Consider the following 16,304-nt stretch of genomic DNA (forward strand, 5'->3'; position numbering starts at 1 on the left):
TTTTTCTTCCAAATAAAAAGCTAGTGTATTATTAAAAATACACTAGCTTTTTTGCTTTGAAATTTTAAGAAAAGTGTAGGAATACGGCTATTATATAGAGAACTTTAGTTTTGTATATAAAAGGAGGCGGAAAAATAATCTGTTTTGAACCACATTGGATTTCTAATATGGCTTCTTATTTACTAGATGGGGAGAAACAATCGGAATTTATTCAGCTAGGTGTTTTGCAGAAATTATTTGAAAGTGATACGCAAAGAAATGGTAAAGATGGCAATATAGGCATGAAAATACCGATATATTTAAGTGAATTAGGTGTGAAAAATATTGAATGTAGAGTAAGCGATAAAGTGAACTTTTTAGATTCAAATATGCATCACAATGATAAAAACGATTTGTATCAATCATTAAAAGAAGAGGGGATTGCAGGTGATCCGGGTGATAAGCAACAATTTGTAGAACGTTTAATAGCCAGAGGATTAACATATGATAATGCGCTAGCTCAATATGAAGCTGAACTACGATTTTTTAAAATATTTCATGTGTATTCTTCTTTTGTATACGCTCCCAATATGAAAATTACATTTGGTGACATAGTTTGTTAAAAGGTATGATGTATAAGGCTTGTCGTTTAATGTCGATAAGTCGATATTCGACATATAATCGCTGATATATGTTAAGAATCGGTCGATATAATTTGAAAATCGCCGATATAATTTTATGTACTAATTTCAGCTTCTACAAGATTAAAACCGCATGTTACGTTATTCCATATAATTAAACAAAATACGGAGAAAAACAATCATTTTTACTATATTTTGTTATAAATTTGAATAATATTAATTAATAACATCTATTATAAGAGATTTTAGTTGAATACATACTATATGGTGTGTAAAATCTAAGCAAGTAGCAGTTTAAATATAAATTCGAGGTGAATGCATGCTAGATTTTAAGCAGTTAGAAACTTGTTTAAAAGACAAGAGATTTGTAGATGGATTACAGGAAATAAATAATGAAATTGCATATATAAAAGAAACGAATACTTTATCCTATGTGAAGAATTGGCTTGCCAATATTCCTTCGCATAAGGAGTTCGATATATTGATTCGCCTTACTGATGAAGGGCTTATGCACCAATACAGTTCATTCCTCATTCGTTACGCTTATAAAAAATTCCCAAATATGAGAACGCTCTCTTTATATTGTGATGAGTTAATTGATGAGCGGAAAATTCTTGAAGCGGAGCAGTTGTTAAAATCTTCTTTAGAAGAGTTAAGTAAAGAAGAAATAGATGCAGATTTTTTAGCGAAAACATATTTTACGTTAGTACGATGTCTTTTAGAAATGAAACGAAACGAAGAAGCGTTAATGTATATGCAAAAAGCAGAGGAGTACAGTGCGCGCGCAGTGTTTGATAAATGGGGCTACGTTTATATGCATACAGGTGAATGGGAGAAAGCGGAAGAACAATTTATTGCTGGCATGCAGCATGAAGATTGTGAAGAGTTATCTACCTATTTATTATCACAATTGTATGCGAATAAAGGAGAACAAAAACGCGCGATACAGTTAATCAATGATGCGATTGTAAAATTCCCACAAGTACCATATTTTCATTTTGAGAAGATAAAGTATTTATTAGATTTAGAGCAATATGAAGAGATGTTAGCGGTAATAGATAATATAAATACTCAGCTGCCATATCATGCCTATAATACTTACTTTGTACATTTACGTGCAGAAGCGCTGTACAAAATGAATAAATTTGCAGATTTACAAAAACTATTAAAAGAAGAAAAGAGTTTAAAAGAATCTTTATATCATAATTTAGAAAAAAATCCGGATGGAAAAAAGGTTCACTTGCCGATAGTTCCTATTGTACAAAAGGATAATTATTGTGTTCCGACAAGTTTAGAGATGACGTTGCGTATATGGGGAGAGAAACGTACACAAGATGAAATAGCAGAGTTTATTTTTGATATGACAGGTTCGAAGTTTTCAGATACTGTTTCTTATTTAGAAGAATTAGGTTATGAATATCGTTATTTTAAAGGGAATGAAGAGAATTATAAGAGACTGATTGACGAAGGAATTCCTGTTTTATTAAGTATAGATATTGAGCATGCTTCACACGTACAAGTTCTATCTGGATATGATGATACATTGCAAGCTTTCTATGTTCAAGATCCAAACTTTATAGAGCCAGTTCTTGTGGAATATAGTAAAGTACAAGAAAAATATCGTTATACAGGCTGTTTAGCAATCACGTTTGTTCCGAAAGAAAAGAAGGAGCAACTAGAGTTTCTAAGTGAAGAAGAAAATCGTTATTTTAAATCTATTTTTTCTCTTACTGATCATTTAGATGAACATGACAAAGAGGGAATTAGTAACCTAGTACAATTTTTAAAAGAAACGAGTGATAATCCAAATACGTGGTTATATACGATAAAGCACTTAGATGTTGAAGTAGATAAAGAATTTATTTTATATTGTATCGATAAGTTAATGGAAAAGTTTCCGAACTCGGACTTTGTTAAATTGCATGGTGCACAGTGTTTTATTCGTCTTCAGGAAGTAGAGAAAGCGGAGCAAATGCTGACAAGCGTTGAGAAGAAAAATAATCGTGCTTTATATCATTTAATAAACGGAAGATATGCGTTTGAACAGGAAAGTTATCTAGAAGCGATTTCAAGCTTTCGTTTATCGTTACAATTAGACGCAGATCAGCCTATTGCTTGGAGTTTTCTAGCTTTATCCTATATGTATATTGATCAATCTGAAAAAGCATTGCAATACTCTCAAGTTGCGTTAGAGCGTAGTCCTGAAAGGTTCACTTTAACAAATCACGGTTTAATATTAATAGATTTAGAAAGATATGAAGAAGCATATGAAATCTTTAATGACTTGTTAAAAGAGTACAAATATGAAGCGCATGTATGGTATGAACGAGCGAGATGTGCACATCAACTAGGGAAATTATATTTAGCAATAAAAGGGCTTAAAGTAGCGATTCATTTGGATAGTAATGCACCTTACATTTATACGAAACTTTCGGAAATATACGAATCTGATTTGAAGGATGAGGAAAGTGCGAAAGAAATTTTATTAAACGGTATTGAGAATTGTGATGATAAAGCACCTCTTTACGTAAAATTAGGTGATTATCATTTTCAAAATGATAGCTTGGAAGAAGCAGAAGTATTGTATAAGCGTGCTTTAGAAGAAAATGATGAGGATGTTTATTCTCACTTCGGACTTACACAAGTTTATATGGCAAGAGAACAATATAAGGAAGCAAAAGAATATATTCTTGGTCTTGAGAAGCAAATTGAAAAGAGTCAAGATTTCCTCATGAATGCAGGAATGGTTTTATGGGATGCTGAAATTGAACTTGGTGGAAATGAAGAAGGGTTTAAAGTAGCACTATCTAAGTTAGAAAATGGTATAAAGAAAAGGGATTATAATGTAGCAAGTGCGTTAGATGAATATGTGAATCGAATTAAAGGAACGGAATTTGTACAACGAGGTATAGCATTTTTAAGAACGTTACACAAAGAAAGAAATGAAGTAAGTGAGTACGGTTGTTATGCAGGTATTTTATATGAATCTATTGGACAGTACGGCCAAGCGATGAAAAGATATAATAAGGCGATAGAACAAATGGAAACGGCATTACCGTATTACCGAATTGGTGAAACACTTATGGCATTAGGGCAATTGACGGAAGCAAAACAAGCGTATGAAACATGTTTAGAGCTTGATGGGAATTTCGTAGGTGTACATTTACAGCTTGCGGAAATATACGAAAAAGAAGAAAACCGTTCTAAAGAACAAAGTCATATGGTTCAGGCGATGAAAGAAGAGCCGTTGCATATTAATATGGAATATTTAGCACAGCTTTCAGTAGATATGAATCTTCAGGAAGAATTGCTGACTGAACTAGAGCAATTAGCAGACGAAGTACCTGAAATATGGCGTTTAGATGCGATTGCATATGTGTACGGAGCGATGAATGAAATAGATAAAGAACAAGCACAGATTGAATACGCGCTACAATTAGATGGTGAGCATATAGAAGTTCTATATCATTATGCAAAAGTATTAGTGAAAAAAAGAAATGTAAAAGCAATTGAAGTTGCAATGAAAGTAATACAAAAAGATTTTGATAATGAACGTATATTTGATGTTTATGTAAAAGCAGTAGAGCAACATAAAAAATTGTCTAACATACGAGATTTTCTTCATACGTTAAAGGTGAAAAAAGCAGAAAGAAGTACAGCATTCATGTATGCTGCAGCTGCGGTTACGGAAATATGGATTGAACGCCAGCTGCATGAACAGCCGAAACGATCTATCATTACGAGAGCTTTTTATCGTATGAAAAATCGTGCGAAAGAAATTTCAATGGTTACTATGATAATTGATTTATATGAAATCTCTTTAAAGTTAAATCCGAAAAATAGTATGGCAGCACAGCGATTTGCGCTATTTTATGAGAATGTAGAGATGAATAAAGAAGCAATAGAGATTCTGCACACGTCACTAGAAAATAAATGGGATTATGAAGTAGCGAAGCAACTTGTAAATCTTTTCGTTGAGTGCGAGGAAGAAGATATGTTAAGAGATGCTTTGGAATTAACGAAGCAAATGGTTCGAGAACTACCAGATGATTATGATACTCTTCTTCTGCAAGCACAAGTATTCTTTAAAGCAGGGGAAGAAAGAAAAGCAGAAAAGATTATCTTACAATTAACAGAGCAAACACCGTTTGTAAGCAGAGCATTTCTTGCTTTAGGAGAAATATATCAAAGTCAAGAAAGGTTTGAAGAGGCAATTCAAGTATTAGAAAATGCTTCTATACATCATCCAAATGAAACAGTAATTCTTCTTTCTTTAGCGTCTTCATATCATGGTGCCGGCCAAACACTAAAGGCAGAAAAAATAACAAATGAAGTATTAACAATGGATGCAAGTGATTTGTTAGCAAGATATGATCGTGCTTGTTATTTAGCACAGTTAAATAGAAATGAAGAGGCGAAGGAAGAGCTTGAAATTGTCCTTCGTGAGGATGACTCGGGATTCTTTGTTGAACTTATTGAGGATGATGAAAATTTAGCAGCATTGCGAGAATTTGAAAAGTAATTGTATAAGAATAGGAGATAAGGATAAGAATATATTTTGAATTAGTTGACAATTAGTTGCTAAATGGCATAAAATAACTTTTAACAAAGTATACAAATCTGAAGACGAGAAAGAGTAAAATAGTGAACTGTTCTCCAGAGAGCCGGTATATTGCTGAAAGCCGGTGGGCAGAAGTTATTTGAAAATCATCTCCGAGGAGACGAGGCTGAAAGTGAGTAAGCCCGGACGGATGTCTACCGTTACAAAGAACACGTATGATAGTACGTTGCTAAGCGCTATTAGTGAAAAAGCTAATAGAATTAGGGTAGTAACGCGGGTAAACCCGTCCCTACTTCATAGGGGCGGGTTTTTTGTGTGCTTTTAAAACATTCAAAGGAGTGATTGTAGATGAAGAAAGTAGATGTAAAAGAGTCAGCTGTAGGGAGAGAAACACGTATTCGTAAGCAGTGGAACGAACAAAGCATTTTTGAACAATCAATTCAGAATCGAGAAGGCGCGCAATCGTTTGTGTTTTATGAAGGACCACCAACGGCGAACGGTTTACCACACGTCGGCCATGCACTTGGTCGGGCAATTAAAGATTTAGTAGCAAGATATAAAACGATGGCTGGTTATAAAGTAGTAAGAAAAGCAGGATGGGATACACACGGTTTACCTGTAGAACTAGGTGTTGAGAAGCAACTTGGTATTTCTGGTAAACATGAGATCGAAGAATATGGCATTGAACCATTTATTCAAAAGTGTAAAGAGAGTGTTTTCACATATGAAAAGCAGTGGCGTGAATTCACTGAAAGCATCGGTTATTGGGTAGATATGGATGATCCATATGTAACTTTAAGGAATCCATATATCGAAAGTGTATGGAATATTTTGGGGACAATCCATGAAAAGGGATTGTTATATAAAGGACATAGAGTTTCACCATACTGCCCAAGCTGCCAAACCTCATTGAGCTCACATGAGGTTGCACAAGGGTATAAAACAGTAAAAGATTTAAGTGCAACTGTGAAGTTTAAAGTGAAAGATAGTGAAAATGAGTATTTTTTAGGTTGGACCACAACACCTTGGACACTTCCAGCAAACGTTGCGCTTGCTGTCCATCCAAATATGGAATACGTTAAAGCAAAACAAGAAAGTCATGTATACATTGTTGCGAAAGAACGTGTACAAGAAGTATTAAAAGAGAACTATGAAGTATTATCTGTTCATAAAGGCGAAGAATTATTAAACACATCTTATACAGCGCCATTTCCGATGAAAGAAGTTACAAATGGTTACCGCGTTATTGCAGCAGATTTTGTAACGGGAGATAGTGGTACAGGACTTGTTCATATTGCTCCAGCATATGGAGAGGACGATTATAGAGTTGTTCAAAGTGAAGGATTGTCATTTTTGCACGTTGTAGATGAAAAAGGTGAGTATACAGAAGCAGTACCATTTTTGAAAGGGAAATTTGTAAAAGATTGTGACGTGGATATCGTTCGTTATTTAGCGAAGGAAGGTTTACTGTATCATAAAGAAAAATATGAACATAGCTATCCGCATTGCTGGCGTTGTGATTCACCACTACTTTATTATGCAGGAGAAAGTTGGTTAATCCGAACAACTGCAATTAAAGATACATTTTTACAAAATAATGATTCTGTTACTTGGTATCCGGATCATATGAAACATGGACGTTTTGGTAAGTTTTTAGAAAATATGGTGGATTGGAATATTAGCCGAAATAGATATTGGGGAACACCATTAAACGTGTGGGAATGTGAAAGTTGCAATCATCAGTTCGCACCGAAGAGCATTGCCGAATTAAGAAAGTATAGTACGAAAGAAACACCAGAAGATTTGGAATTGCATAAGCCGTATGTAGATGAAGTACAAGTGTGCTGCGGGAAATGCGGAGGCACAATGAATCGTACACCAGAAGTGATTGATGTTTGGTTTGATAGTGGTTCTATGCCATTTGCACAATATCATTACCCATTTGAAAATAAAGAGTTATTTGAAGAGCAGTTTCCAGCGGATGTTATTGCAGAAGGAATTGATCAAACACGCGGCTGGTTTTATAGTTTATTAGCAGTATCAGCACTATATACAGGAAAAGTACCGTATAAACGAGTGTTATCACTAGGGCATGTTTTAGATGAAGAAGGGCAGAAAATGTCTAAAAGCAAAGGAAATGCACTAGATCCAGTTGATTTAGTAGATAAATTTGGTGCAGATGCGCTAAGATGGGCTTTACTTGTTGATAGTGCCCCGTGGAATGCGAAGCGTTTTTCTGAAAGAACAGTACTGGAAGCGAAATCTAAATTTGTAGATACATTAGTCAATGTGTATAGCTTCTACGTTTTATATGCAAATTTAGATGAGTATAATCCGAAAGAAACGTATGATGTAAAGCTTACGAAATTAGACGAATGGGTATTATCAAGATTGCATAGTACAACGAAAAAAGTGAGAACTGCACTTGATGATTATCAATTTACGAATGCAGCTCGTGAAATTGCAGCACTTGTAGATGAAGTGAGTAACTGGTATGTAAGACGCTCACGTAATCGTTTCTGGGAATCTGGTATGAACGCTGAGAAAGCAGCTGCGTATGAGACACTTCATGAAGTGCTTGTAACAATTAGTAAATTAATTGCACCATTTACACCGTTTGTCGCGGAAGACATTCATCTAAATTTAGAAGGAAGCAGCGTTCATTTAGCTGATTATCCAGTTGTAAATGAATCACTACTTCAACCGAAATTAGAAGCGGAAATGGATGCTGTTTTACAAGTTGTTGAACTTGGAAGAAGTAACCGTAATCAGCATTCTTTAAAAGTAAAACAGCCGCTAGCAGAACTTGTATTACTTGAGCATAACGAGAATGATATGGATTGGGAATCTTATCGTGATATCGTTATGGATGAGTTAAATGTAAAAGCATTCCATGTTGAACTCGATGAAACAAAATACACATCATATCAATTGAAGCTTAATTTTAAAACAGCGGGGCCGAAATTCGGTAAAAATGTGAATGCAGTGAATGGTTGGCTAAAACAATTATCACAAGAAGAAGTACAAAACTTTGTATCAACAGGAAGAGCAGTTTACGAAGCAACACCAGGAGAAGAAGTAGTTGTAACTGCTGAAGATGTGTTAGTTGAGAAAGTTGCAAAATCAGGATTCTCTAATACGACTAACGGACAATATACAGTTATGTTAGATACGAATGTAACGGAAGAATTGTTGCAAGAAGGAGTAGCGCGTGAATTCATTCGTGCGGTTCAAGAATATCGTAAACAGTTGAATTTACCAGTTAATTTACGAGTCGATGTTATTCTTGATACAGAAGTAGAGCTACAGCGAACGTTAACGAACCATAAAGATTTATTGGAAGAAAACTTACTCGTTAAACAATTTACATTTGGTCACTTAACGAACGAAGACGATGAACTTTCTTTAGGTGAAACGAAAGTTCGAATTAAATTAAGCGCGGCTCATTAAAGGAAAAGGAAGTTGGAATAATTCCAACTTCCTTTTTGTATGATGGAAATTTATCCGGCTAATTTCCTCATAATCCATTCGATAGGACCTCTAGAAAATTTCTTTCTCCATAACACACTAATTAAAATGCTGAAAATGAAAAATGCAGTAGCAAATAATAAAACGAATAGTAGTGATTGATTTTCCATTCTATTTAATAGAATTAATGTCCCAATACCGATAAATACATGACTGACATAATGAGTTAATGTTAATTGTCCTGTTTGCACAATGGAAGTGACAAACCAATTATTTCTATATTTTTCAGCGATATAGAGGCAAATGATTAATATAGCAATAGAGGATCCTGTAGCAGATAAAATATATAATACATTTGGTAAGATGGGTCCTGTATTAAATAAAAATGTGGCGGTCTCTCTGCCGATGTATGGAATAAAAAAGTGTGTAAGTCCTTTTGATAAAAGTTCTGTCAATATTGTGATTGTAATACCGAGTAAGAGTAATCTTTTTTTTATTTTTTTATTATGAAGATCTAACCTGCCAATTAACATACCGATTAAGAAGAACGAGAACCAAGGGAAAATAGGGTGATAGCCATTAAAGAATAAGTTGCGAAGAAAACCCTTTATTGTCCAGAAGTCTACATAATTTATAAATGGAGTTGGACCTACCCAACCCTCGAAAGTATTGAAAGTAAGCTGAAGAGATTGTGCGAACAATAAAATAATGATAGAAAGAAAAAGTAATAGTTTTTTGCGTACTGTCATGAGTAATGCAGCAACGAAAAGGTAAACACCATAGTAGTGTAATATATCCCCAGTCCACTCCATTACATATAGTAGTAATCCTAAAATAAATAAGAAAAGTGATCGTTTCCATATGGTCTTTCGGCTATTAGAAATTTTTATTTGTTCATTGCTAGCAACGGCTGACCTAGTCATTAAAGTTATACCGATGCCAGCAAGTATAACAAACAAAGCAGAGGCTCTACCTTCAAATAGTGACATGAAGGTTATTAAAAAAGGGGGACCATTTCCTTCTGCACCTGTTATCACCATGAAATTAACAAGTAGCATACCAAACATCGCCCAAGCTCTAGCAAAATCTAAGCCGATAATGCGTTTTTTTGTATTCACTTCAACCCCTTCTTTCAAAAATGTTATTTACAGCTTCAATCCAAATTTGTTTATAATCTATCTTTGCATCAATCATCATAAAATTTCCGATATTATCAAGCACTAATGCTAACATATGAGCTTTTGAAACTAGATTTTTATTTTCAATTAATTGAAGTTCATTTGCTTTTATAAGGAGTACTTCAAATCCATGTAAGTATTCTGTTTGCACAGTTAGTAATCGATCTTTGTACATCTTGTTTCTTGAAGATAGTAATACATATTCTTGTAACACTCGGTTAAAATAAGGGTCGTTTCGCTGTTCATCAATTATTTTAAGGCCAATTGCAATACATTTTTCAATAAAATTTGATTTTGTAAACTCTTCTGTATGGAAATAAGAAGAGAACTGCATAGCTTTACATAATTCAGTAAAAATACATTCAATTAAAGCATCTTTAGACTTAAAGTAGTAATATATAGATGGTTTTGCGATACCAACCTCCTCACCAATCATCGTATAAGTTGTTTTAACAATACCGTACGTAGCAAAAAGGCGATAACTTGCTTCCATTATTGAAGAGAGTGTTTCTTCACTTTTACTCATATAGATCCTCCTAAAAAAAGGTTATTTAAATCGTATCACTTACAAGTGATTTTTTCAACCTACCGTTAGGTAAAAAATAGTCTATTTTTTTAAACAGTAATATGAAAAGCTTTAGGGATAAGGAATGGATTTAGAAATTTCTTTCTAAAGTATTGTGTTCACTTTACACATAAATATTGAGAAAATTTCACTTACCCTAAATGGAAAGGTAATAGAAGTGTTCATAGAGAATTACTCGTAGATTCAATTTTTATCCATCCGTTTTGCGGGGAATGATTGCCTAGTGGTAATGGGATAAGGTTGAGCTACTTTATTAGGGGGAGTGGTTCTATGTTTAATAAAAAAATGGTGGCAATGGCAATGACCGTGCCGTTAGTAATGGGGACGATTTCTACGGTTTCGGCATTGGAAAAACAACAGCAAGTAAAGTTAGAAGCTTATTCGCCACAGAAAAAAGCAACTGAATATTTAAAAGAAAATGCTGCGCAGTATGGATTGAAAACAGATCTTTCAGACTTGCAATATATTTCTACAACAGAAACATCAGTAGCTTCATATGTTAGGTTCCAACAAGTTGTTAATGGTGCACCTGTATTTTCAAAACAAATAACAGTTACGCTTAACGGAGAGGGAAAGGGAGTACTCGCTGTTTCTGATTATCAGCCTGTTACAGGTGTGAAGGAAGTAACGACAAAAATTAGTGAAAAAGATGCAATACAAAAATCAATGGCGTATGTTGGAGAAGCAAGTGAGCAAAATTTATGGGCTCCTACAGATAAAGAGTTCGGATATATTGTTGAAGAAGGAATTGCTCGTCCAGTATATAAAGTTGTAGTCCATTCTAATAATCCATTTGGTGCATGGGAAACATTTATTGATGCAGAAAATGGAAAGTTAATTAAAAAGGTTGATATAAACCGAAAAGCTGAAGGGTCAGGAAAAGTATTTTTACCTAACCCAGTCGTATCTAGCGGTAGTAAAGTAGGCTTAAAAGATAATAACGATGCAGATTCAACAGCTCTAACGAACCAACTGAAAACTGTTACGTTAAAAGGTTTAGATGGAACAGGATTTTTAATTGGAGAATATGTAACGATTTCTTCAAAAGCGAAAACAAAATCTACGAATTTACAATTTAACTATACACGCGCAAATGATAGCTTTGAAGATGTTATGTCGTACTATCATATCGACACATTGCAACGTTACATTCAAAGTCTAGGTTTTAAAAATATTAATAACCGTTCGATAAAAGTGAATGTTAATGGTACAACTGATGATAACTCATTCTATTCTCCATCAACAAAAGCTTTAACTTTCGGTACTGGCGGTGTTGATGATGCAGAAGATGCTGGTATTATCGCACATGAGTATGGGCATTCGATTCAAGATAACCAAGTTCCTGGCTTTGGTAGTTCAGCAGAAGGTGGAGCGATGGGAGAAGGATTTGGCGACTTCTTAGGTGCTACATATGAAGATGCAGTATCGACTACTGGATATGGTAAAGCATGTGTTGGAGAATGGGATGCGACAGCTTATTCTAGTTCAGATCCAACATGCTTACGCCGATTAGATACGAATAAAGTATATCCGAAAGATATAACGAATGAAGTGCATGATGATGGTGAAATTTGGGCTCAAGGCCAATACGAAATGGCACAAGCTTTTGGCCGTGATGTAGCAACAAAAATCATTTTACAATCACACTGGTCATTAACACCAAACTCTAAATTCAGTGATGGAGCGAAAGCGATTAAGCAAGCGGATGCTCTTTTATATGGCGGACAACATGCTGCTGATATCGATCGCATTTGGGCAGCGAGAGGCATTAGTACGAATTAATATAAAAAGTCGTGGCATTTATGAAGTGACCCCCGAAAGTTAGACAGGTCGTTTCATTAGGCAGCCTCTAGGGTATGAGCCCGGTATTGTACTGGGCTCATACCCTTTAATTTTGCCTTAATTCTTTTATGATTATAGTATTCTATATACTTTGCTAATTCTTGTTTGAAATGTGTTATACTTTCAAATTCTTTTCGATACAGAAATTCCGATTTCATGATACCGAAGAAATTTTCAATAACGGCATTGTCATAACAGTTTCCTTTGCGAGACATACTTTGAGTTATGCCACAATTCTTAAGAGAATGACGGTATTGTTTCATTTGATAGTGCCAACCTTGATCAGAGTGAATGAGGAGTTTATCCGGATTGGTTACACAATAAAGGGCTTGGTCCAACATCGTTGAAACAAGGGAATAGGTCGGTCTTGAACCAATTGTATACGTGATAATTTCACCATTAAATAAATCCAACATTGGTGATAGGTATAACTTCTCCCCAAATAACTTAAACTCCGTAATATCTGTAACCCACTTTTCATTTGGTTTTTCAGCTTGGAAGTTGCGATTTAAAATATTTGGCGCAATTTTCCCAACTGTCCCTTTGTAAGAGCGGTATTTTTTCATACGAACCAGACATTTTAACCCTAATTCTTTCATAAGGCGATACACTTTTTTATGATTTACTTTGTGTCCACGATTCATAAGTTCATCACGAATACGACGATAACCATAACACCCATCGTGTTCATTATAAATAGCTTGAATCAGTTCTTTTACCTCCGCATTTGGATCAGGACGATTAAAACGTTTCATCCAGTAATAGTACGTACTACGTGGAATGTTTGCGAGTTGAAGTAACTCCTTGATAGGAAATTCATGCCTTAACTCGTAGATTACTTGCGCTTTGTCTTGTTTGGTGATTTTTCTTTGTTTTGAACTAAGGCATTCAACTTTTTTAAATATGCATTTTCCATACGTAAACGCTCATTTTCCGCTTGTAAGGCTTCGATTGATCCTTCATCTACTGGCTTTATTTTTTTATCTTTCATGGTTGGACGCCCCTTTTTCTTTGATTGTAGGGCATCCAATCCTCCTGTTTCATAAGCTATTTTCCATTTCCGAAGTGTTTCATAAGACGGTATATTGAAAAGTGCCGCTGTTTCTCTGATAGATGTCCCGTGTTCATTCATATAATAAAGTACATCTAGTTTATACTGGGCTGGGTAGAATGTATAGCACTTTTCAAAGGCCTTTTCACCTGAAGACTCATATCGTCTAATCCACTCACGAAGTACGCTAGGGTTAACTCCTATAGATTTAGCAATTGTTTTTCCACTTTCTGTACCATCTAAATATCGTTTCACCGCTTGGATTTTTTCTTTTGAAGAAAATTTAGCCATAAAAAATGCACCTCCAATTGTTAGACTGTGTCTAACAATTGGGGTGCACTTCATTATAAGCCACGACTTTTTAATTTGCTTAAGAACTGGTACTAGTAAATAAAGCTATATCAATGATAGTGTGAATATATCCGTATCCCATTTACTTTTTAGCTTCTTTAAAAACAAAATGCTCTTTAAATTTTCTAGATTCAACTTTTTGACCATTTCGCATCGATCGGAATGGGTGTTCTTGCCATGTAATAATAACATCAACTTCATCTGCTTTTGTAGCAACGGGTAAATTAGCGTGTTCAAATCCAGTTTTTCCACTTGCCAAACGACTTTCCTTTAGGGAAAAGAGTTCATATTTCGTTTTCTTATTTGGTTCGTTGCGGAATACTTCGACGTTTACATTATATACTTCACTATTCCCGACATTCTTTACTGAAAAATGATATGTTTGAAATTCATCTTTTTTAGCTTGAAGCATATTCTTGTTTGTTTTTTTCGGTTTATCAATATTCACTTGCCATTGATCAGAGTTTTGAGAGATTGGTAAAGATTTTGGTGAATAGGCATACGTTTCGTTTACTACAATTAAGCAAAACAAAAGGAGAAAGAAACTAATTGCTTTTTGCATATACACACCTCGCTTTAAAATTTTTATTAATATGCGTAAATGAATTAGTTTTTATGTAAAAATTGGAAAATATTAAAGGTGTAATTTTGGATGTAATACATAAGAATATGTATTACAAAATTAACTTTTCACACTTTAGAAGAAGTTAGGAGTTATAAAACCAGAATGTTTCAAAAAAAGCTTGCGTTTTATAAGATAAGGAGTTAGAATACTCTGTAAATATAAAAAGTGATGATCAGGAAAAGTACATGGTGCAAAGGTCTACAGAGAGCAGCCAGTTGCTGGAAAGGTTGCGATACCGCATGATGGAAAGACACCTGTGAGTGTTGCTTTGAACGTGATTATTAGTAAAAGCAAACGGTACCTACCGTTATCAGGGCTAAGATGGTCAGTATGACAATTTGGGTGGTACCGCGGAAAAAAATCCGTCCCTATTTATAGGGGCGGATTTTTGTATTCTTTGAAAGGGGGTGAGTGACCGTGGATGATGACGATGACAACAATAACGTAAATAAATATAAAATTACTGGAGGGAAAAATAATGGATTCAATAATGAAGCGTTCACTCACAAAAGAATGTAAAAAGCAAAGTGGAAAGGTTGTATTACTTCAAGGATGGGTAAAAAAGATTCGACATCTTGGAAATGTTAGTTTTTTATTATTACGGGACAGAACAGGAGTAATTCAATGTGTATTAGAAAATGAATTGGCTGGATATAAAGTTGATGTAGAAAGTGTCGTCCACGTAATTGGTGAAATAGTCGAGACATCGAAAACAGAATTGGGTGTTGAAGTACTTGCTCATGAAGTGAAAGTAATAAACAGTGCAGAGCCACTTCCATTTGAAATAAATAAAAAGAAGTTACAAGTTGGCTTAGATCAACTACTTAATGAGCGAGTAATATCATTAAGGCATGAGCGAACCGCAGCGATTTTTAAAGTGAAATCTACACTCGTTCAAAGCTTTAGTGAATTTCTTATAGAGAACGATTTCACACGGATCTTTACGCCGAAAATTGTTTCGCAAGGGGCAGAAGGAGGAGCAAATGTTTTTAAGCTTCCATACTTCCAAAAAGAAGCTTATTTAGCACAATCACCACAGTTCTATAAGCAAATGATGGTGGCAGGTGGGTTAGAACGAGTTTTTGAAATTGCACCTGTATATAGAGCGGAACATCATAATTCTTCCCGTCATTTGAATGAATATATATCGTTAGACGTAGAGCTTGGTTTTATTCATGATTTTTATGAAGTGATGCAACTAGAAACGGATGTTTTACGATATATGTTTCAACAAGTAGCGAAAAAATGTGAAATAGAACTACAACTATTACAAATAGAAGTACCTGTTATTACTGAAATACCTAAAATTACATTGTTAGAAGCACAAGAAATTTTGAAAAGTAAGTATCGTAAAGAATCTCCTGTAGGGGATTTAGATACAGAAGGTGAAAAGTTACTAGGGAAATATGTGAAGGAAATATATAATAGTGAATTTGTTTTCATTACGCATTATCCGAAAAAAGCGAGACCGATGTATACGATGCCGAATAAAGAGAATCCAGCTATTACTGATTCATTCGACTTATTATATAAAGGATTAGAAATAACGTCAGGGGCACAGCGAATTCATAATTATGAAATGTTACTCGCTTCGTTTAAAGAAAAAGGATTACACCCAGATAAATTTCAATCTTATTTAAATACATTTCGATATGGTTGTCCACCACATGGAGGTTTCGGAATTGGGTTAGAAAGGGTTGTATATAAACTTTTAGAATTAACAAATGTACGAGAGGCGAGTGCTTTTCCGAGAGATTGTACTCGTCTCATACCGTAAAAAGAATCTTCGCGATTATCGCGAAGATTCTTTTTTTATAGTTCGTTTGAAAAGGTGAAAATATAGACTCTTTCTTTTTCTAATAAGCTTAGTAAAAGTCAGTTGAAATATGAACCATTTCGACAAAAAAATCAATATACCCTTGACAGTTACAAATATAACAGATATACTTCATATTAATTTCAAAAGAAAATATATTCTAAATATTAAAATGTGTTGAATAGGAGTAGTAAGGTCATGTATTT

General features: G+C 34.5%; 8 protein-coding genes, 1 pseudogene and 3 other annotated features (1 of these 12 running past the window's edge). Of the genes and pseudogenes, 5 read left to right on the top strand and 4 right to left on the bottom strand.

All coding sequences use genetic code 11. From position 1 onward, the window contains the following. Window positions 1-116: 116 nt before the first annotated feature. The 3 genes and pseudogenes from ACXKY9_RS10425 to ileS form a co-directional block, all read left to right on the top strand. Window positions 117-602: pseudogene (locus tag ACXKY9_RS10425) on the top strand (class I SAM-dependent methyltransferase); the annotation flags it as partial. Window positions 603-939: 337 nt separating this feature from the next. Then, window positions 940-5,142: a bacteriocin-processing peptidase family protein gene (locus tag ACXKY9_RS10430; RefSeq protein WP_000883846.1), complete on the top strand. Its 4,203-nt coding sequence runs from the start codon at window positions 940-942 to the stop codon at window positions 5,140-5,142. Window positions 5,143-5,234: 92 nt separating this feature from the next. Then, window positions 5,235-5,475 (top strand) — a binding site (T-box leader). Window positions 5,476-5,529: 54 nt separating this feature from the next. Then, window positions 5,530-8,631 (top strand): isoleucine--tRNA ligase, encoded by a 3,102-nt coding sequence (gene ileS / locus ACXKY9_RS10435; protein WP_000754899.1) that lies wholly within the window; start codon window positions 5,530-5,532, stop codon window positions 8,629-8,631. Between the two features lie 50 nt (window positions 8,632-8,681). On the opposite strand, the gene ACXKY9_RS10440 is transcribed toward ileS, so the two are convergent. Continuing rightward, window positions 8,682-9,767, bottom strand: a complete 1,086-nt coding sequence (locus tag ACXKY9_RS10440; RefSeq protein WP_001093123.1) for a DUF418 domain-containing protein — start codon at window positions 9,765-9,767, stop codon at window positions 8,682-8,684. 1 nt (window position 9,768) lies between these two features. Then, window positions 9,769-10,353, bottom strand: coding sequence for a TetR/AcrR family transcriptional regulator (locus ACXKY9_RS10445; RefSeq protein WP_000045222.1), 585 nt, complete (start codon window positions 10,351-10,353; stop codon window positions 9,769-9,771). Window positions 10,354-10,683: 330 nt separating this feature from the next. Between ACXKY9_RS10445 and ACXKY9_RS10450 the strand changes: the two genes are divergently transcribed. Continuing rightward, the gene (locus tag ACXKY9_RS10450) at window positions 10,684-12,195 is read left to right on the top strand and encodes a M36 family metallopeptidase (protein WP_000482274.1); all 1,512 of its coding nucleotides are present in this window, start codon (window positions 10,684-10,686) and stop codon (window positions 12,193-12,195) included. Between the two features lie 56 nt (window positions 12,196-12,251). Here the strand turns inward: ACXKY9_RS10450 and ACXKY9_RS10455 are convergent. Both ACXKY9_RS10455 and ACXKY9_RS10460 read right to left on the bottom strand, forming a co-directional pair. Continuing rightward, a protein-coding gene (locus ACXKY9_RS10455; RefSeq protein WP_087942842.1) for an IS3-like element ISBth10 family transposase occupies window positions 12,252-13,597 on the bottom strand; the annotation gives its coding sequence in 2 pieces (ribosomal slippage) (window positions 12,252-13,156 and window positions 13,156-13,597; 1,347 coding nt in all). Window positions 13,598-13,739: 142 nt separating this feature from the next. Further along, on the bottom strand, window positions 13,740-14,219 hold the full coding sequence (locus ACXKY9_RS10460) for a hypothetical protein (RefSeq protein WP_001167912.1): 480 nt from the start codon (window positions 14,217-14,219) through the stop codon (window positions 13,740-13,742). Window positions 14,220-14,441: 222 nt separating this feature from the next. Next, window positions 14,442-14,655 (top strand) — a binding site (T-box leader). Between the two features lie 105 nt (window positions 14,656-14,760). Between ACXKY9_RS10460 and aspS the strand changes: the two genes are divergently transcribed. Continuing rightward, on the top strand, window positions 14,761-16,059 hold the full coding sequence (aspS, locus tag ACXKY9_RS10465; protein WP_000377332.1) for an aspartate--tRNA(Asn) ligase: 1,299 nt from the start codon (window positions 14,761-14,763) through the stop codon (window positions 16,057-16,059). A gap of 207 nt (window positions 16,060-16,266) precedes the next feature. After that, window positions 16,267-16,304 (top strand) — a binding site (T-box leader) (it continues 211 nt past the right edge of the window).

This window comes from Bacillus sp. 2175, from assembly GCF_057812155.1.

Excerpts from the sequence above, each read along its gene's own strand:
- ACXKY9_RS10430 (WP_000883846.1), top strand. The coding sequence starts at position 940 with ATGCTAGATTTTAAGCAGTTAGAAACTTGTTTAAAAGACAAGAGATTT.
- ileS (WP_000754899.1), top strand. The coding sequence starts at position 5,530 with ATGAAGAAAGTAGATGTAAAAGAGTCAGCTGTAGGGAGAGAAACACGT.
- ACXKY9_RS10445 (WP_000045222.1), bottom strand. The coding sequence starts at position 10,353 with ATGAGTAAAAGTGAAGAAACACTCTCTTCAATAATGGAAGCAAGTTAT.
- ACXKY9_RS10450 (WP_000482274.1), top strand. The coding sequence starts at position 10,684 with ATGTTTAATAAAAAAATGGTGGCAATGGCAATGACCGTGCCGTTAGTA.
- ACXKY9_RS10460 (WP_001167912.1), bottom strand. The coding sequence starts at position 14,219 with ATGCAAAAAGCAATTAGTTTCTTTCTCCTTTTGTTTTGCTTAATTGTA.
- aspS (WP_000377332.1), top strand. The coding sequence starts at position 14,761 with ATGGATTCAATAATGAAGCGTTCACTCACAAAAGAATGTAAAAAGCAA.